Origin of the sequence: Aeromonas sp., from assembly GCF_051657805.1 — a bacterium.
Lineage (GTDB): Bacteria > Pseudomonadota > Gammaproteobacteria > Enterobacterales > Aeromonadaceae > Aeromonas.
The window spans coordinates 19,670-35,956 of record NZ_JBOFLJ010000016.1; the positions used below are offsets into that span (position 1 = coordinate 19,670).

General features: G+C 62.5%; 15 protein-coding genes. 8 read left to right on the plus strand and 7 right to left on the minus strand.

The features are described from left to right. Nucleotides 1-131: 131 nt before the first annotated feature. Both ACRCYW_RS05290 and ACRCYW_RS05295 read left to right on the plus strand, forming a co-directional pair. Entirely contained in the window at nucleotides 132-2,729 is a 2,598-nt protein-coding gene (locus ACRCYW_RS05290; protein ID WP_438549112.1) for a DUF4118 domain-containing protein, read from the plus strand. 53 nt (nucleotides 2,730-2,782) lie between these two features. Then, nucleotides 2,783-3,466, plus strand: coding sequence for a response regulator (locus ACRCYW_RS05295; protein ID WP_438549113.1), 684 nt, complete (start codon nucleotides 2,783-2,785; stop codon nucleotides 3,464-3,466). Between the two features lie 4 nt (nucleotides 3,467-3,470). On the opposite strand, the gene ACRCYW_RS05300 is transcribed toward ACRCYW_RS05295, so the two are convergent. Continuing rightward, nucleotides 3,471-4,598, minus strand: coding sequence for a multidrug effflux MFS transporter (locus tag ACRCYW_RS05300; RefSeq protein ID WP_438549114.1), 1,128 nt, complete (start codon nucleotides 4,596-4,598; stop codon nucleotides 3,471-3,473). Nucleotides 4,599-4,690: 92 nt separating this feature from the next. Here ACRCYW_RS05300 and ACRCYW_RS05305 point away from each other — a divergent pair, with 92 nt between their 5' ends. Then, nucleotides 4,691-5,515 (plus strand): AraC family transcriptional regulator, encoded by an 825-nt coding sequence (locus tag ACRCYW_RS05305; RefSeq protein WP_438549115.1) that lies wholly within the window; start codon nucleotides 4,691-4,693, stop codon nucleotides 5,513-5,515. On the opposite strand, the gene ACRCYW_RS05310 is transcribed toward ACRCYW_RS05305, so the two are convergent. After that, nucleotides 5,445-5,678: a hypothetical protein gene (locus ACRCYW_RS05310; RefSeq protein WP_438549116.1), complete on the minus strand. Its 234-nt coding sequence runs from the start codon at nucleotides 5,676-5,678 to the stop codon at nucleotides 5,445-5,447. The genes ACRCYW_RS05305 and ACRCYW_RS05310 overlap by 71 nt on opposite strands. A gap of 280 nt (nucleotides 5,679-5,958) precedes the next feature. Between ACRCYW_RS05310 and ACRCYW_RS05315 the strand changes: the two genes are divergently transcribed. Further along, entirely contained in the window at nucleotides 5,959-7,206 is a 1,248-nt protein-coding gene (locus ACRCYW_RS05315) for a valine--pyruvate transaminase (protein ID WP_438549117.1), read from the plus strand. A 68-nt stretch (nucleotides 7,207-7,274) separates the two neighbouring features. Here the strand turns inward: ACRCYW_RS05315 and ACRCYW_RS05320 are convergent, their stop codons facing one another. Beyond that, a complete protein-coding gene (locus ACRCYW_RS05320) occupies nucleotides 7,275-7,715 on the minus strand; it encodes an Hsp20 family protein (protein ID WP_438549118.1) in 441 nt (146 codons plus the stop codon). Nucleotides 7,716-7,795: 80 nt separating this feature from the next. After that, the gene (locus ACRCYW_RS05325; RefSeq protein WP_438549119.1) at nucleotides 7,796-8,209 is read right to left on the minus strand and encodes an Hsp20 family protein; all 414 of its coding nucleotides are present in this window, start codon (nucleotides 8,207-8,209) and stop codon (nucleotides 7,796-7,798) included. A gap of 267 nt (nucleotides 8,210-8,476) precedes the next feature. On the opposite strand from ACRCYW_RS05325, the gene ACRCYW_RS05330 reads away from it, so the two are divergent. The 4 genes from ACRCYW_RS05330 to ACRCYW_RS05345 all read left to right on the plus strand — a co-directional run bounded on the left by ACRCYW_RS05330 (nucleotide 8,477) and on the right by ACRCYW_RS05345 (nucleotide 11,489). After that, nucleotides 8,477-9,247 carry an MBL fold metallo-hydrolase gene (locus ACRCYW_RS05330; protein WP_438549120.1) on the plus strand — a complete coding sequence of 257 codons (771 nt, stop codon included), beginning with the start codon at nucleotides 8,477-8,479 and terminating at the stop codon, nucleotides 9,245-9,247. A gap of 89 nt (nucleotides 9,248-9,336) precedes the next feature. Further along, a complete protein-coding gene (locus ACRCYW_RS05335) occupies nucleotides 9,337-10,293 on the plus strand; it encodes a GlxA family transcriptional regulator (RefSeq protein WP_438549121.1) in 957 nt (318 codons plus the stop codon). Nucleotides 10,294-10,340: 47 nt separating this feature from the next. After that, complete coding sequence (locus ACRCYW_RS05340) at nucleotides 10,341-11,045, plus strand: helix-turn-helix transcriptional regulator (RefSeq protein ID WP_438549122.1); 705 nt, start codon at nucleotides 10,341-10,343, stop codon at nucleotides 11,043-11,045. Nucleotides 11,046-11,111: 66 nt separating this feature from the next. Beyond that, nucleotides 11,112-11,489 (plus strand): VOC family protein, encoded by a 378-nt coding sequence (locus ACRCYW_RS05345; protein WP_438549123.1) that lies wholly within the window; start codon nucleotides 11,112-11,114, stop codon nucleotides 11,487-11,489. Between the two features lie 111 nt (nucleotides 11,490-11,600). Here ACRCYW_RS05345 and gyrB read toward each other — a convergent pair whose 3' ends face one another. Genes gyrB through dnaN form a run of 3 tightly spaced genes read right to left on the minus strand, consistent with a single transcriptional unit; the run spans nucleotide 11,601 to nucleotide 16,221 of the window. Further along, entirely contained in the window at nucleotides 11,601-14,015 is a 2,415-nt protein-coding gene (gene gyrB / locus ACRCYW_RS05350) for a DNA topoisomerase (ATP-hydrolyzing) subunit B (protein WP_438549124.1), read from the minus strand. Next, nucleotides 14,012-15,115 carry a DNA replication/repair protein RecF gene (gene recF / locus ACRCYW_RS05355; protein WP_438549125.1) on the minus strand — a complete coding sequence of 368 codons (1,104 nt, stop codon included), beginning with the start codon at nucleotides 15,113-15,115 and terminating at the stop codon, nucleotides 14,012-14,014. The genes gyrB and recF overlap by 4 nt, the downstream gene beginning before the upstream one ends. 2 nt (nucleotides 15,116-15,117) lie before the next feature. Next, nucleotides 15,118-16,221, minus strand: coding sequence for a DNA polymerase III subunit beta (gene dnaN, locus ACRCYW_RS05360; RefSeq protein WP_438549126.1), 1,104 nt, complete (start codon nucleotides 16,219-16,221; stop codon nucleotides 15,118-15,120). Between the last annotated feature and the right edge of the window lie 66 nt (nucleotides 16,222-16,287).

A 16,287-nucleotide genomic window follows, 5' to 3' on the forward strand; every position in this document is an offset into this window, starting at 1 on the left:
GGTCTGCCATTTGGCTGAGGCAGAGAAACACGGCGACAGTCCGGGCTGACTCGGCGACATACAGGCAGTGATACAGATGATTGAGCCGAGCCGGCTGTTGCTCGATAGGGACTCGCGATGGGGACTAAGGGATGCGTGATGAGGTGAGGGCCGACGCTTTACTGGCCAGCCTGGAAGAAGAACACAAGGGCAAGCTGAAGGTCTTCCTCGGCGCAGCCCCCGGCGTCGGCAAGACCTACGCCATGTTGCAGGCCGTGCGGGAGCAGGCCAAGGAAGGCACCGACATCCTCATCGGGGTGGTGGAGACCCACGGTCGCCAGGAGACCCTGGCCCTGCTGGACAAGCTGCCCATCCAGCCACGCCAGCTCTTTTACCACCGTCAGCAGCGGCTGGAGGAGATGGATCTGGACGGCCTGCTCGAACGCAAACCGGCCATCGCAGTCGTGGATGAGCTGGCCCACACCAATGCCCCCGGCAGCCGCCACGAGAAGCGCTGGCAGGATGTGGAGGAGTTGCTCGGTGCCGGTATCGACGTCTACACCACCCTCAACGTGCAGCATCTGGAGAGCCTCAACGATCTCGTCTGGCAACTGACCGGGGTCAGGGTCAAGGAGACGCTGCCGGATCAGGTGCTGCTGGAGGCGGACAGCCTGGTGCTCATCGACCTCCCCCCCAAGGAGTTGCTGGGGCGACTCAAGGAGGGCAAGGTCTATGTGCCCCATCAGGCCAAGGCGGCCCTGCAATCCTTCTTCTCCCTCAACAACCTGACCGCGCTGCGCGAGCTGGCGATGCAGACCGCGGCCAGCCACGTGGAGGGGGATCTGCAACTGCAGTGGCAGGCGGCGGGCAAGAGCACGCTCCCGCTGCGGGGCAAGCTGATGGTCTGCCTCGGGGACCAGCACAGCGCCTCCCTGGTGCGCTATGGCCACCGCTTCGCCCAGCGCCGCCAGCTGCCCTGGCTGGTGGTGCACATCGACAGCAAGGGGCAGCGCTCGGCCGAACTGGAGCAGGCACTGGCACTGGCGTCTCAGCTCGGAGCCAAGGTGCTGACCCTCTCCAGCCCGGCGGTGGCCGATGCCCTGCTGGAAACCGCCGAGCAGCAGCAGGTCTCCCAGCTGTTGCTCGGCAAGCCTCACCAGTCCCCCTGGCGCCGCTCCCTGGTACAGCACCTGCTCAAGAATGCTCGCGGGTTCGAGATCACCCTGGTGGACACGGAGAAGCGCAAGCAGGGACTGGGTCTGCATCCCTCGGGTCGCAAGGAGGTGCGTCAGAGCCTGATGGCGGTTTGCATCATGAGCCTCACCTCGGCCCTGGCCTGGGGTCTCTCCCACTGGCTGCCTCCCGCCTCCCTGCCCCTGCTGTTCGTGCTGGGGGTGCTGGCCACGGCGCTCTCCACCAGCCTGGTGCCCGCCATACTGGCGGCCGTGCTCGGCTTCGTGGCTCACAATCTGCTGTTCGTCGCCCCCCACTTCTCCCTCAGCGTGGCCAGTCACAGCGATCTGCTCACCCTGTTCGTGCTGCTCATCGTCGGTGTGACGGCGGGTCGGCTCGCCTCCCGCCAGCGCCAGCAGCTGGTGGGTCTGCGGGAGACCCAGCAGCTCGGCAATGCCCTGCTCTCCCTGAGTCAGGGGCTGGCCACCGCCAGCAGCCCGGTGGAGGTGTTGCGGCAAGGCACCCAGGCCATCTCCCTGGCCCTGGGCCAACCCGTGTTCGCCCTCGACAAGGATTATCAATACCGGGCGGGAGATGCCCCACCCGGCCCCGGCCAGACCGACAAGGCGGCCATCGACTGGTGCCTGGCCCAGAAGCAGTATGCCGGCGCCCACACCGCCACCCTCAATGCGGCCGAGGCCCAGTACCACCCCCTCACCGACGATCTGGTGCTGGGGATCCGGCTGACCAATCCCCTGGCCTCCTCCGCCGAGCATCAGCTGCAGGCCCTGCTCACCGACATCCGCGCCGCCCTCGCCCGGATAGATCTCAGCGAACGGCTCGCCGACAGCCAGTTGCAGGCCGAGACGGACAGGCTGCGCGCCGCCCTGCTCTCCTCCGTCTCCCACGACCTGAAGACGCCGTTGGCCACCATCATGGGGGCCGGCAGCACCCTGCTGGAGTACGGTGACCGGATAAGCCAGGAGGATCGCAGCGAACTCCTGCATTCGGTACAGGATGAGGCGCGCCGTCTGCACAGCTATGTGCAGAACCTGCTGGACATGACCCGTATCGGCTCGCCGGACTTCCAGCTGAAACGGGACTGGGTCGACCTCGCCGATCTGCTGGAGAGCGCCCGCAGGCGGCTGGACTCTTCCTGGCGCCAGCACAAGCTGCTGGTGCACTTCGATCAGCAGATCCCCGCGCTCTATGTGCACGGCGCCCTGATCGAGCAGGTGCTGGTCAACATACTCGACAACGCCTCCCGCTACTCGCCGGCCGGCACCCCCATAGAGTTCAAGGTGATGGTGGCCAACCCGGATCTCATCATCGACATCATCGACATCGGGGTGGGCATCGCTGAATCGGACCGGGACAAGATCTTCAACCTCTTCTACACCCAGCCGGTCGGGGATTGCGGCAGCCGTGGCACCGGGCTTGGCCTCGCCATTTCCCGCGCTATGATAGAGGCTCACGGCGGCCGAATCTGGGCGTTTGCCGGACCCAACGGCAATGGCACCTGCATGCGCATCTCCCTGCCGCTCTCTCTCAACGCACCCGAGGTAATGGGGACATGACGCACAACCAGGCACCTATGATGGATGCCCCCCTTTTCGGCGCAGGAGGCTAGATGGCACATATTCTGGTCATCGACGACGAGGCGGCGATCCGCCGCTTCCTGCGTATCAGCCTGGTCGCCGAGGGGCACCAGGTCAGCGAGGCCGTGGGCGTCACCGAGGGGTTGATGCAGTACCGTCACCTCAATCCGGATCTGGTGATCCTGGACCTCGGTCTGCCGGACGGGGATGGCATCCAGATACTGCAGAGCATCCGCGAACACCACCAGCATCCTGTGCTGGTGTTGTCGGCCAGGGACTCGGAACAGGAGAAGGTACGGCTGCTGGACGCGGGGGCCAACGACTACATGAGCAAGCCGTTTGGCATCCAGGAGATGATGGCGCGGATCCGCATGCTGCTCCGGCAGCGGGCCGGGGCCAGCAGCGGCGAACACCGCCACTTCCCCCAGTGCGGCCTCAGCCTGGACACCAGCAATCACAAGGTGAGTCTGCACGGGGAAGATGTCTCCCTCTCCCGCAAGGAGTTCGCCCTACTGCAAGCTCTGGTGTGCCATCCCGGCAAGCTGGTGCTGCAGACCCAGCTGCTCAACGACATCTGGGGCCCCAGCCACAAGGAAGACACCCACTACCTGCGCATCGTCATCGCCAGCCTGCGCAAGAAGCTGGGTGACAACCCCCAGCAACCCAGCCTGATCGAGACCGAATCCGGCATCGGCTACCGTTTCATCGGCAGCTGATGTTTCACGTGGAACGACGACCACCACACCACAGGGCCAAGCCCCCGCAGCCGACGAGCAGGATCCCCAGATCCTGCAGGCTCGCCGCCACCGCCAGCCCCAGGCTGAGCAGCAGGTAGTAGGCCAGCCCGAACAGGGCGCCGGCGCTGCCTGCCACTTCACGATACGCCAGCAAGGCCTGGCTCAACACATTCGGGATCGCCACCCCAAAGGCCACCACTACCCCCATCATGGGCAACAGGAACCAGAGGCTGCCCTGACCCAGCCATACCCCAGCCCCGCATATGAACGCCAGGGTGCAGGCCAGCCGGACGAGGGATGACGGTGCCCAGCCCCTCCCCAGCAGCCCCTTGTTCAACAGGCTGCCGATCAGGGTGGCCAGCGCCAACCCCAGGCCTGAGTAGCCAAACTCCCCGGCGCTCAGCCCCAGGCTGGCGAACAGGAAGGGAGCCAGGCTGTAGTAGCCAAACAGCATGGTGTTGAACAGGGCGACCAGCAGGGCACTGCGCCACAGCGTGACATCTCGCAGCATCCGGCATGCCAGGGGCCAGAGGGCGACCCTGGGCATGTCGGCCGGGCGGGTCTCCGGCAGCCAGCCGCCCGCGAGCAGCCCGAGCACCAGGGCCAGCGCCATCAATCCTGCGAAGACGCCGAGATAGCCCCACACCTCGACCAGCCAGCCCCCGCTCATCAACCCCAGCACGGGGCTGAGGGAGAGCGCCACTCCCATCACCGAGAAGACCCGCGCCAGATCGCGCCCCGAGTAACTGTCGCGCAGCATGGTCTGGGTGACCACGGAACCGACGGCGGCCCCGAAGGCCGAGACGATGCGCGCCAGCAGCAGGACCTCGAATCGGCTGGCTAACAGTGCCAGCAGAGTGCCGAGCCCATAGGTCAGCAGACCGGCCAGCATGGCCGGCCGCCGCCCGATGAGATCGCATAGCCGACCCCAGCAGACCACCCCCACCGCAAACGCCAGAAAATAGACCGACAGGGTCTGGGATGCCTGTCCGTCGCTCACCCCGAACCGAGTGGCAATCCCGGTCAACGCCGGGCTGTAGATGGTCTCGACTATCTGGGGAAACATCATCAGCCCGACCACCAGCCAGAGCGGTGGCAACTTGTTGTTCATGACAAACCTCCTTCACTAGAGGCCGTCAGTCTAGAGAGGTGTGGGCTGTCTGATTACAATAAGCAGGACTATAAATAGCGGAAATAGGACATATGGCCTTCATTCAGTCCGATGACCCCTTCGATCCCGACCGGCTCAGCGGCGCCGTGCTCGGCATCGCCTCCGATCTCGGCTGGCACGACTCCGGCCAGCATCAACATGGGCGCCATCAGTTGCTGTTCGCCCAGGCGGGCTGCATGAGCATAGAGCTGGACAACCGCCTCTGCCTGCTCCCTCCCGGCAGGGCGGCCTGGATACCGGCTGGGGTTTCCCACAGGGTGCGGATGCGCGGTGTGGTCGCCTACCGCTCCCTCTATTTCACCCCGGATCCCGCGCTGCCTGACGGCTTGCAGGTCATCGCCATCAACCCCCTGTTGCAGGCGATCATAGAGCGGATGGCATTCTGGCCATGGGACAAGGCGGAAGCCGAGCAATGCCGGACGGTGGCACTCTTCATGGAGGAGTTGGCGTTGGCGCCGAGAGAGTCGTGGCAACTGCCCCTACCGGCCGATCCGCGTCTAGCCGCCTGGTTGCAGGCACTCAAGGGAGGCGACACCCTGCCCGATCGACTCAACCGGCTGGCCGAGCGGGTGGGTGCCAGTGACAAGACCATAGGCCGCATCTTCATGCGGGATACGGGTATGCATTATCAGGCCTGGCGCCAGCAATGGCGTTTGTTGCGCGCCATGGAGCTGCTGGCCGAGGCCGAGCCCATCAGCCGGGTGGCGACCGCCCTGGAGTTCTCCAGCGACAGCGCCTTCATCGGCTTCTTCAAGCAGCACACCGGGCTCACGCCCCTGCGCTACCTCAGCTCTCGGGGTGAGTACCATGGGCCGAGCTCACCTCCACCACCAGAGTCTCCAACGCCAGCGGCTTGAGGTTATGAATGGCATCCAGCGTGACGGCATGGGAAGCCTGTTGTTGCTGGGCCAACACCTCCTGCCCCAGCTTGGCGCTGTCCAGCTCGGGTCTGGGGTTTTCGTTGGCCATGGCAGTCAGGCTCAGGGTGCTCAGCATCAGGGTGGCGATCAGGGTTTTCATCTGGCGTTCTCCGGTATGGTTGAGATGACCAGATAGTTATTCCAATAGTCGTGCCAGATTTATAACAATATGATTTTATTGTTTTTATCAGTTTTTTGGCACCAAGTAGAGAGGTTAGGTACATTGGCATGGTCATTTTTAAACCAACATGTGGTGATTATTGCCATGTTTAATTCTTGCACTCCGTTCCACGTGGAACGTCCGGTTATTTAGATCGACACCCACTTTTAAACTGAGCTATGGTGCTACATCCCCGTAACCAATCTGGATCCGCCACCGAATGGAATTTTCCTTGTTCGGCGAGAAGTTCACTCGCCACGCCGGCATCACTCAACTCATGGATGACCTCAATCAGGGGCTGCTCAATCCGGACGCCATCATGCTGGGAGGCGGCAACCCTGCCCCCATTCCCGCCATGCTGGAACGCTTTCAAGCCGAAGCCAGGACACTGCTCGACAGCGGTGATCTGGTCAAAGCCATGGCCAACTACGATGGCCCCCAAGGCAAGGACAGATTCACCCAGGCGCTGGCGACCCTGCTCAGCAAGGAGCTCGGCTGGGAGATCTCGGCCCGCAACATAGCTCTCACCAACGGCAGCCAGAACGCCTTCTTCTATCTGTTCAACCTGCTGGCGGGCGAGTTCGCCGACGGCCGCAAGAAGAAGGTGCTGTTCCCCCTGGCCCCGGAGTACATCGGCTATGCCGACTCGGCGCTCTCCGACGATCACTTCGTGGCCTACAAGCCCACCATAGAGAAGCTGGCCGATGGTCAGTTCAAATACCACGTGGACTTCGAGAGCCTGGAGGTGGGTGACGACATCGGAGTGATATGCGTCTCCCGGCCGACCAACCCCACCGGCAACGTGCTGACCGACGAGGAGATCGAGCATCTGGATCAGATCGCCCGCGACAAGGGGATCCCGCTGCTCATCGACAACGCCTACGGGGTGCCTTTCCCGGGCATCATCTTCACCGAGGCCAGGCCGTTCTGGAACGCCAACACCATCCTCTGCATGAGCCTCTCCAAGCTGGGATTGCCGGGTACCCGCTGCGGCATCGTCATCGCCGATGAGAAGATCATCCGGGCCATCACCAACCTGAGCGGCATCATCAACCTCGCACCGGGCAGCCTGGGGCCGGCCCTCACCATTCCCATGATCGAGAGCGGCGAGATCATCGCCCTGAGCGAACAGGTGGTGAAGCCCTTCTACCGACAGAAGGCCGAGCTGGCGGTACAGCTGCTGCGCGAGGCGATCCCGGATCCCCGCTTCCATATCCACAAGCCGGAGGGTGCCCTCTTCCTCTGGCTCTGGTTCGAGGATCTGCCGATCCACAGTCAGGAACTCTATGAGCGACTGAAGGCCAAGAACCTGCTGATAGTGCCGGGCCACTACTTCTTCCCCGGTATCGACGACCCCGAGTGGCGTCACAGCCAGGAGTGCATCCGCCTCAACTACTCCCAGAGCGAGGAGCTGGTGCGTCGCGGCATCGCCATCCTGGCGGAGGAGATCAACGGCCTCTACCGCTGAGCCCGACGTCAGACAGCAAAAAGGCCTGCGATTGCAGGCCTTTTTCATACTCGGGTCTAGGGAGCGGATCAGCTCGGTAGCGCCAGCTGTTCACCCTGACCGATGGGGATGGCGCGCGGCTTGAGTGCCTCCGGCAGCTCGCGGGCCAGATCGATGACCAGCAGGCCATGCTCCAGGCGGGCATCCCGCACCTCGACATGCTGGCTCAGCTTGAAGGCGAGTTCGAAGTCACGCTCGGCGATCCCCTGATGGAGGAACTGACGCTCGGCGGGAGCGGCTACCTTGCGACCCTTGATCTTGAGGGTGCCATTTTCGGTCTCCAGCTCCAGCTCTTCACGCCCGAAGCCCGCCACCGCCAGGGTGATGCGGTAGCCATCTTGCTCCCGCTTTTCGATGTTGTAAGGGGGATAGGCCGCTGTCTTCTGTTCGAACAGGCCTTCCAGCTCACGGGCCATCCGCTCGAAGCCGACGGCATTGGAATAGAGATGAGAAAAATCGAGGTTACGCATAATCCTATCCTTCTAATAAGCAACAGGTTTAAAGACTGTGGGCCCATATCGGCACCCGATAAGCAGAGTCAGAGACGGGCTTAGCCGTTGATCTCTATCTTGCGCGGCTTCATCGCCTCGGGCACTTCGCGCACCAGATCGATGTGCAGCAGACCGTTCTTGAGATCGGCCCCTTTCACCCGCACATAATCCGCCAGCTGGAAGCGACGCTCGAAGCCTCGCTCGGCGATCCCCTGATAGAGATAATGACGCTCCCCATCTGCCTGCTTGTTGCCCTTCACCGTCAGCAGGTTTTCCTGGAAGCTCAACTCCAGCTCCTCCTGAGTGAAGCCCGCCACCGCCATGCTGATGCGGTAGTCGCTGTCGCCCAGCTGCTCGATGTTGTAGGGGGGATATCCGGCATTGCCGTTGCTGGCTGCAGACTCGATGAGATTGGCCAGGCGATCGAAACCGATGGCAGAACGATAGAGCGGAGAAAAGTCGATAGAACGCATAATATTATCCTCTTGTGAGCGATAACGGATCATTTGCCCTCCTGTTGGACGGGCTCCTGGTCGAAACCTCTGTCGAGCGTTCCGGCCTTGTTACCTATATAAGGTCCGGTTTTTTCCTTTCAAGGGAGAAATGAAAGTTTTTTCGACACCCTGGCCGGCCAACAAAAAATGGCCCGATAGGATCGATAATGGGCCCGCGGGCCACTCATGCTCCCGTCCTCTCCACGCCATACTGGCTGTGCATCCCCCAACTCACAGGATCACGCCATGAAGATTACTCAGGTTCGCAACGCCACCCTGCTCATCCACTATGCCGGTACTCGCTTCCTCATAGATCCCATGCTGGCCCCCAAGGGGACTTATCCCGGCTTCGAGGGCATGGCCAACAGCCATCTGCGCAACCCTTTGGTCGAGCTGCCGCTGCCCATGGCGACCCTGCTCGACGTGGATGCCGTGATAGTGACCCACGACCATCTGGATCACTGGGACCCAGTGGCGGCGCAATTGGTGCCCAAACACCTCCCCCTGTTCGTGCAACACCAGCAGGACGCCGACACCATGCGGGCAAGCGGCTTCGAGGATGTGAGGCTGCTGGGGGAACATGGCGAGTTCGCCGGCATCCGCCTGCAGCAGACGGCGGGCCAACATGGCAGTGATCGCATCATGGCCGTGCTCGGTGAACGGCTCGGCGAGGTGTCCGGGGTGGTCTTCTCCCACCCCCTCGAGAAGACCCTCTATCTCGCCGGCGATACAGTCTGGAACGAACAGGTGGCCCAAAGCCTGGCCCGGCACAGCCCCGAGGTTGTCGTATTGAACTGCGGCGATGCCCAGGTCACCGGGCTGGGTGCCATCATCATGAACAAGGAGGATGTGTTGGCGGTGCATCAGGCGGCCCCCGGGGCCACCCTGATCACCAGCCATCTGGAGGCTGTCAACCACGCCCTGTTGTCACGCTGCGAGCTGCGCGACTATCTCGGGGAACGGGGCATGCTGGAGCGCGTGCTGGTGCCGGAGGATGGGGAAACCATGGCATTCTGAGTGGATCGGCCGGAGGCGCAACACGGGTCTTCGGCTTTCTCTCGGCAGGGCTTATCATCGTCAATTCATGCGCAAAGGAGCCTGCCATCATGCCCATAGTCGCCGTCATCACCTTCGATCACTTCAGCCCCTTTCACTGCGCCGTGCCCTGCCTCATCTTTGGCGACAAGACGATGCCGGGCCAATCGCTGTTCGAGCTCAGACTCTGCGCCGGTGATGACACACGGCAGCCAGCCTCGTCCCAGGGCTTTCGCCTCGACGCCGGCTATGGTCTGGAAGGCCTGCAGGAGGCGGATATCATCATCATCCCCTTCTGGCGGGATCCGGCGGAACGACCGGCCCAGCTCCTGCTCGATGCACTGGTCGCCGCTCGCCAGCGAGGGGCCCAAGTGGTCGGGCTCTGCCTCGGCACCTATGTGCTGGCCTACGCCGGCTTGCTGGATGGGCGCAGGGCCTCCACCCACTGGGAGTACGAGCAGGACTTCATCCAGCGCTTCCCCCATGTGCGCCTCGATACCAACGCCCTCTACGTGGATGACGAGGGGTTGATCACCTCGGCGGGCACGGCCGCCGGGCTGGACTGCTGCCTCTACCTGGTGCGCCAGCACCACGGCAGCCAGATCGCCAACAAGCTGGCCAGGCGGTTGGTGGTACCTCCTCACCGGGATGGCGGTCAGGCCCAGTTTATCGAGCAGCCGGTGCCCGCCTCCACCCGGGACGCCAGGATCAATCAGCTGTTCGATCACCTTCGCATCCATCTGGCAGAGCCCCACACCCTGGACAGTCTGGCGGAGCACTGCCTGATGAGCCGACGTACCTTCACCCGCCGCTTCCAGCTGGCGACGGGTCTCTCCCTCGGCGACTGGCTGCTGGCCGAACGACTCAGACGCAGTCAGGAACTGCTGGAGTCCAGCGCCCACACGGTGGAACGCATCGCCGAACTGGTGGGCCTCAAGTCAGCCACCACATTGCGCCAGCACTTTCGTGCCCGCTTCGGGGTATCGCCGCGGGAATGGCGCCATACTTTCCGTGGCCACAAGGCATAGGCCATGGCGCATCGAACCCATGCAATCCCCGCTCGAGGAGCTAATTGATGTCCCGTTCCGAACGCCTGCTTGCCCTGCTTCAGTTGCTGCGCGGCCACCGCTACGCCATCACGGGCACGGCCCTCGCCGAGCAGCTCGGCATCAGCCTGCGCACCCTCTATCGGGATATCGCCACCCTGCAGGAACAGGGGGCACAGATCGAGGGGGAAGCCGGCATCGGCTACGTGCTGAGACCCGGTTTCATGCTGCCGCCCCTGATGTTCAGCGAGGAGGAGCTGGACGCCCTGGTGCTGGGATCCCGCTGGGTGGCCGAACATGCAGACAGCGCCCTCAGTGCGGGGGCCCGCAGCGCGCTGGCCAAGATAGAGGCCGTATTGCCCGCCGAGTATCGCCAGCAGCTACAGGCCAATGCCCTGCTGATCGGCTCCTATCGCACCAGTCAAAGCACCGGCGAGACCCGGTTGCGCAGTGCCATCCGTCAACAGCGCAAGGTGGTGCTGAGCTACCGCGATCTCAAGGAGGCGATCTCCGAGCGCACCGTCTGGCCCTTCGCCCTCGGCTACTTCGACAAGGTGCGGGTGCTGATGGCCTGGTGCGAACTGCGCCAGGACTTTCGCCACTTCAGGGTCGATCGCATCGACCGGCTGCGGCTTGAGGATAGCTGCTATCCCAGAAGCCCGGCCCTATTGCTCAAGGAGTGGCGGGCGAGCCAACAGATCCCGCAGCCGGGATTCATTGCTGACAGAAACTGACACCCCGGGGGGCCATGCTGACGGGGTCGACGCCGAGGCGTCATCCATCAGTGAAAGGAGTGTCACATGCATATCCCCCAATTCAGCATCCTCTATGTCACCAACCCGCTTCGCAGCGCCCTCTTCTACCGCGAGCTGTTCGATCGCCCGCCGGTGGAAGAGTGCCCCAGCTTCGCCATGTTCGTATTCGACTCGGGTGCCAAATTCGCACTCTGGGCCAGAGATCAGGTCGAACCCAGAGTCTCTCAGGAGGCCGGCGCCATGGAATTGGCCTTCCCCCTGGCCGACGACGCCAGCGTCGATGCCAGCTTTGCCAAGTGGCAGGCGGACGGTCTGACCATAGCCCAGCCCCCGACCCGGATGGAGTTCGGTTACACCTGCGTGGCACTGGATCCCGACGGCCATCGCCTGCGCCTCTACTGCCCGGCCCCCGAGCTGGTCTGACACTGGCGGTATCGGAGCGAGTGTTTCACGTGGAACGTGACATCGTCGTCCAACACTTAAAACAAAAAGCCGGTCACAGGGACCGGCTTTTTCATCTTTGGCTGAGGCGTCTTAGACATCGAGGTTTGCAACCCGCAGGGCGTTGGTCTCGATAAAGTCACGGCGCGGCTCGACCGCATCCCCCATCAGGGTAGAGAACAGCTGGTCGGCACCGACCGCATCATCGATGGTGACACGCAGCATGCGGCGCGCTTCCGGATCCATGGTGGTTTCCCACAGCTGCTCCGGGTTCATCTCACCCAGCCCTTTATAGCGCTGGATGTAGATGCCGCGCTTGCCTTCGCTCATCAGCCACTCGACCGCTTCCACGAAGTTCGCGACCGGCTTCACCTTCTCCCCACGCTTGATGAAACCACCATCCTCGATCAGGTTGGCGATCTCCTTGCCGAGGGAAACCAGCTGACGGTATTCGCCGGACTGCAGGAAGTCGTAGCTCAGGGGATATTCGCGATCGACCCCGTGCTGGCGCACCACGGCGTGGGGCACGAACAGGCTGCGCTCCTCGTCACGGCGAACCTGCATCTGGTACTGCACGCCCTGATTGCTCTCGTTGAGCACGGCTTCCATGGCCTGGCACCAGGCCAGCAGATCGCTCTCGCTGGTCAGCAGGGCCTCGGTCAGCTCGGGTTGATAGATCAGCTGGGTCAGCACAGCGTCCGGTGCACGGCGGGACATGCGGGTGATCAGGTGAGACACGGCTCGATGCTGGTTGACCAGACGCTCCAGGGCCTCGCCACCGATGGCCGGGGCGGACTCGTTGACGTGCAGGGTCGCACCGTCCAGTGCCATGGCGGTCTGGTATTGCAGCAGCGCATCTTCATCTTTCAGATACTGCTCCTGCTTGCCCTTCTTGACCTTGTATAAGGGCGGCTGGGCGATGAAGACATAGCCACGCTCGATGATTTCCGGCATCTGGCGATAGAAGAAGGTCAGCAGCAGGGTCCGGATGTGCGCACCATCGACGTCCGCATCCGTCATGATGATGATGTTGTGATAGCGCAGCTTGTCCGGGTTGTACTCGTCACGACCTATGCCACAGCCCAGGGCGGTGATCAGGGTACCCACCTCTTGCGAGGAGATCATCTTGTCGAAGCGGGCCTTCTCCACGTTCAGGATCTTGCCCTTGAGCGGCAGAATGGCCTGGTTCTTGCGGTTGCGACCCTGCTTGGCGGAGCCGCCCGCAGAGTCCCCTTCCACTATGTAGAGTTCGGACAGGGCCGGGTCTTTCTCCTGGCAGTCCGCCAGCTTGCCGGGCAGGCCGGCGATGTCGAGTGCACCCTTGCGACGGGTCAGTTCGCGCGCCTTGCGAGCCGCCTCACGGGCACGGGCCGCGTCGATGATCTTGTTGACCACTATCTTGGCGTCGCCCGGGTTTTCCAGCAGGAAGTCAGCCAGCTTCTCCCCCATCGCCTGTTCGACGGCGGTCTTCACCTCGGACGAGACCAGCTTGTCCTTGGTCTGGGAGGAGAACTTGGGATCCGGCACCTTGACGGAGATAACGGCAATCAGACCTTCACGGACGTCGTCGCCACTGGCGGCGGACTTGGCCTTCTTGCTGTAATCCTCTTTGTCCATGTAGGTGTTGAGGGTACGGGTCAGCGCGGTACGGAAGCCCACCAGATGGGTGCCGCCATCCCGCTGCGGGATGTTGTTGGTGAAGCAGTAAACCCCTTCCTGATAGGCGTCGTTCCACTGCATGGCCACTTCGACACCGATGCCGTCCTGCTCGGTGGTGAAGTGGAACACCTTGGGGTGGATCGGGGTCTTGTTCTGGTTCAGGTATTCGACGAAGGCCTTGATGCCACCCTCGTAGCAGAAATGGACCTCACGGCCGTCGCGCTCATCGTGCAGGCGGATGGAGACACCGGAGTTGAGGAAGGAGAGCTCGCGCAGACGCTTGGCCAGGATCTCGTAGTGGAACAGGGTGTCGCTGAAGATGGTCGGGCTCGGCCAGAAGCGCACCTCTGTACCCGTGCCGGAGGCACTGTCGCCGATCTGCTTGAGCGGTGCCTGGGGCTCGCCCAGGTGATAGGTCTGCTCATAGACGTGGCCGTTACGACGAATGGTCAGCAGCAGCTTGTCGGACAGGGCGTTAACAACGGAGACGCCCACGCCGTGCAGACCGCCGGACACCTTGTAGGAGTTGTCATCGAACTTGCCGCCCGCGTGCAGCACCGTCATGATGACTTCGGCGGCGGAGCGGCCCTCTTCCGGGTGGATGTCCACCGGGATGCCACGACCGTTGTCGCGCACCGAGACGGAACCGTCCGAGTGGATCTTGACCTGGATCTCGGAGCAGTAGCCAGCCAGAGCCTCATCGATGGAGTTATCGACGACCTCGAACACCATGTGGTGCAGACCCGAGCCATCATCCGTATCGCCGATATACATCCCCGGGCGCTTGCGGACCGCATCCAGGCCCTTCAGCACCTTGATATTCGAGGAGTCGTAAGTATTTTCACTCATAGCTTACTCTCTGCCTTCTCTAACGTTTCGGAGATCTTGCCTTGTTCCACGTGGAACAGCTTGCAGTCACTCGCATCCATCATGTCTGCGAGCTGACCGGTGTCGATGGCGGTGATAAACACCTGGGACGCACACTGTTTCAGCCTTGCGGCCAACAGGCGGCGCTTGTCGACATCCAGTTCAGAGGCAAAATCATCAATTAAAAAAATACAGCCACGGCTGCTATGTTGATTCAAATAGAGCCCTTGGGCCAGTCGCATGGCGCAGACCAGCAACTTCAGCTGACCCCGGGACAAAATATCCTGAGCGGGCACACCGTTCGCCTTGAGTCGCACATCGGCCTTCTGCGGGCCAACCCCTGTGTAACCCAGCGAGCGATCCCGCTCGAACCCCGCCTCCAGCAAGTCGCCGAGGGGAGTTTCTCTCTCCCAGCCCCGATAGAAACCGAGACTGATGTCGAATTCCGGCAAGAAATCCGCCGTCATTTCCTTGATCAGGGGCGTAATGGCCTGACAATAACTGGCGCGGAACTCGGCCAACTCGCCTCCCAGGCGCACCAACTCCTGATCCCAGAACGCCAATTGGCGATACTGACTGCTTTGACGCAGCAGGGCATTGCGCTGTTTCAGCAGGCGCCGTACCCGTCCCCACAGGGAGAAGAAGGTCGGCTCCTGGTGAAAGACGCCCCAATCGAGCCAGGCCCGGCGGGCCTGGGGCCCCCCGGTCAGCAGGTTGAAACCATCGGGATGGATCAACTGCACCGGCAGCAGCTCGGCCAGATCGGCCAACCGCTGGGCCTGTGCTCCGGCAATCTTGAGCTGGGTCTCCCCGCCCTTGTCCTTGGCGAGCCCGATGGGCACCTGGCGCCCCTCCAGCTCGCACTGGGCAAACAGGGTAAAGGCTCGTTCGCCCTGGCGGATGACCCGCCCGGTCAGGTGAGTTCGAAAAGAGCGACCGAGACCGAGGTAGTGAATGGCTTCCAGCACGCTGGTCTTGCCGCTGCCATTGCACCCGACCAGGATGTTGAGGCCGGGGGACAGCGCGAGACTGGCCTGCTGGATATTGCGAAAGTCGCTGAGCTGGAGTTTGACCAGGGACACGACTAGATCCGCATCGGCATCACCACGTACTGGGCATCTTGGCTGTCAAAATCCTCAATAATGGCGCTGCTGATGGAATCGCTCAGGCTGATCCGGATCTGGTCACATTTTAACGTATTCAACACGTCCAGCACATAGGAGACGTTGAAGCCGATCTCCATCTCGCCAGCCCCGTATTGTACGTCAAGCAGCTCTTCCGCTTCTTCCTGTTCCGGGTTGTTGGCGGTGATGCGCAGCAGGTTTTCCTGCAGATTGAGACGCACCCCACGGAATTTTTCGTTGGAGAGGATGGCTGCGCGGGCGAAGGCCTGACGCAGGTCTTCGCGACCGGCGATCAGGGCCTTGTCGCTGCCCCGCGGAATGACGCGGCGCCAGTCCGGGAAGCGGCCATCCACCAGCTTGGAGGTGAAGATGAAGCCATCCAGGGCGGCACGCAGGTTGTTGCGGCCGATCTGCAGCCGTACCGGCTTGTCTTCCGCCTCCAGCAGCCGTACCAGCTCCAGCACCCCCTTGCGGGGCAGGATAACCTGATGATCGGGCAGCGATTCCTGCACCACCTCGCGGCGGCAGGTGGCCAGACGGTGACCGTCGGTAGCGACGGTGCGCAGGCCATGGCCCTCGCTCTCGAACAGCATTCCGTTCAGGTAGTAGCGCACGTCCTGGCTGGCCATGGAGAACTGAGTCGCGTCGATGAGTTTTTTAAGCTCCAGCTGGCTGATGTCGAACTCGAGCACGGATTCCCAGTCCTCGATGTTCGGGTATTCGGTGGCCGGCAGGGTCGACAGGTTGAAGCGGGAGCGGCCGGAACGGATGATCAGCCGCTCACCCTCGGTGTTGAGGCGAATATCCGCCCCTTCCGGCAGGCCGCGGCAGATATCCAGCAGCTTGCGGGCCGGCACTGTGGTGCGGCCATCCTGACTGTCGCTGTTGAGATAGACCTGACCGATCATCTCCACCTCGAGGTCGGTCCCGGTCAGCGACAGCAGACCGTTGCTGACGTCGAGCAGCACGTTGCCGAGGATGGGCAGGGTCGGCCGGCCACCCAGGGCACCGGACACCAGTTGCAGAGGACGTAACAGGGCCTCACGGCTAATTTCGAGCTGCATCTGTGTTCTCCGTTGTTATTGGGAGGAAAAGGTTCGGATCAGGTTGGAATATTCGAGCTGCATCTG

Coding starts and splice junctions, on each gene's coding strand:
- gyrB (WP_438549124.1), bottom strand. CDS start 14,015: ATGAGTGAAAATACTTACGACTCCTCGAATATCAAGGTGCTGAAGGGC.
- ACRCYW_RS05330 (WP_438549120.1), top strand. CDS start 8,477: ATGAAGATTACTCAGGTTCGCAACGCCACCCTGCTCATCCACTATGCC.
- ACRCYW_RS05320 (WP_438549118.1), bottom strand. CDS start 7,715: ATGCGTAACCTCGATTTTTCTCATCTCTATTCCAATGCCGTCGGCTTC.
- ACRCYW_RS05325 (WP_438549119.1), bottom strand. CDS start 8,209: ATGCGTTCTATCGACTTTTCTCCGCTCTATCGTTCTGCCATCGGTTTC.
- ACRCYW_RS05335 (WP_438549121.1), top strand. CDS start 9,337: ATGCCCATAGTCGCCGTCATCACCTTCGATCACTTCAGCCCCTTTCAC.
- ACRCYW_RS05345 (WP_438549123.1), top strand. CDS start 11,112: ATGCATATCCCCCAATTCAGCATCCTCTATGTCACCAACCCGCTTCGC.
- ACRCYW_RS05310 (WP_438549116.1), bottom strand. CDS start 5,678: ATGAAAACCCTGATCGCCACCCTGATGCTGAGCACCCTGAGCCTGACT.
- ACRCYW_RS05305 (WP_438549115.1), top strand. CDS start 4,691: ATGGCCTTCATTCAGTCCGATGACCCCTTCGATCCCGACCGGCTCAGC.
- ACRCYW_RS05340 (WP_438549122.1), top strand. CDS start 10,341: ATGTCCCGTTCCGAACGCCTGCTTGCCCTGCTTCAGTTGCTGCGCGGC.
- ACRCYW_RS05295 (WP_438549113.1), top strand. CDS start 2,783: ATGGCACATATTCTGGTCATCGACGACGAGGCGGCGATCCGCCGCTTC.
- ACRCYW_RS05315 (WP_438549117.1), top strand. CDS start 5,959: ATGGAATTTTCCTTGTTCGGCGAGAAGTTCACTCGCCACGCCGGCATC.
- ACRCYW_RS05290 (WP_438549112.1), top strand. CDS start 132: ATGCGTGATGAGGTGAGGGCCGACGCTTTACTGGCCAGCCTGGAAGAA.
- dnaN (WP_438549126.1), bottom strand. CDS start 16,221: ATGCAGCTCGAAATTAGCCGTGAGGCCCTGTTACGTCCTCTGCAACTG.
- ACRCYW_RS05300 (WP_438549114.1), bottom strand. CDS start 4,598: ATGAACAACAAGTTGCCACCGCTCTGGCTGGTGGTCGGGCTGATGATG.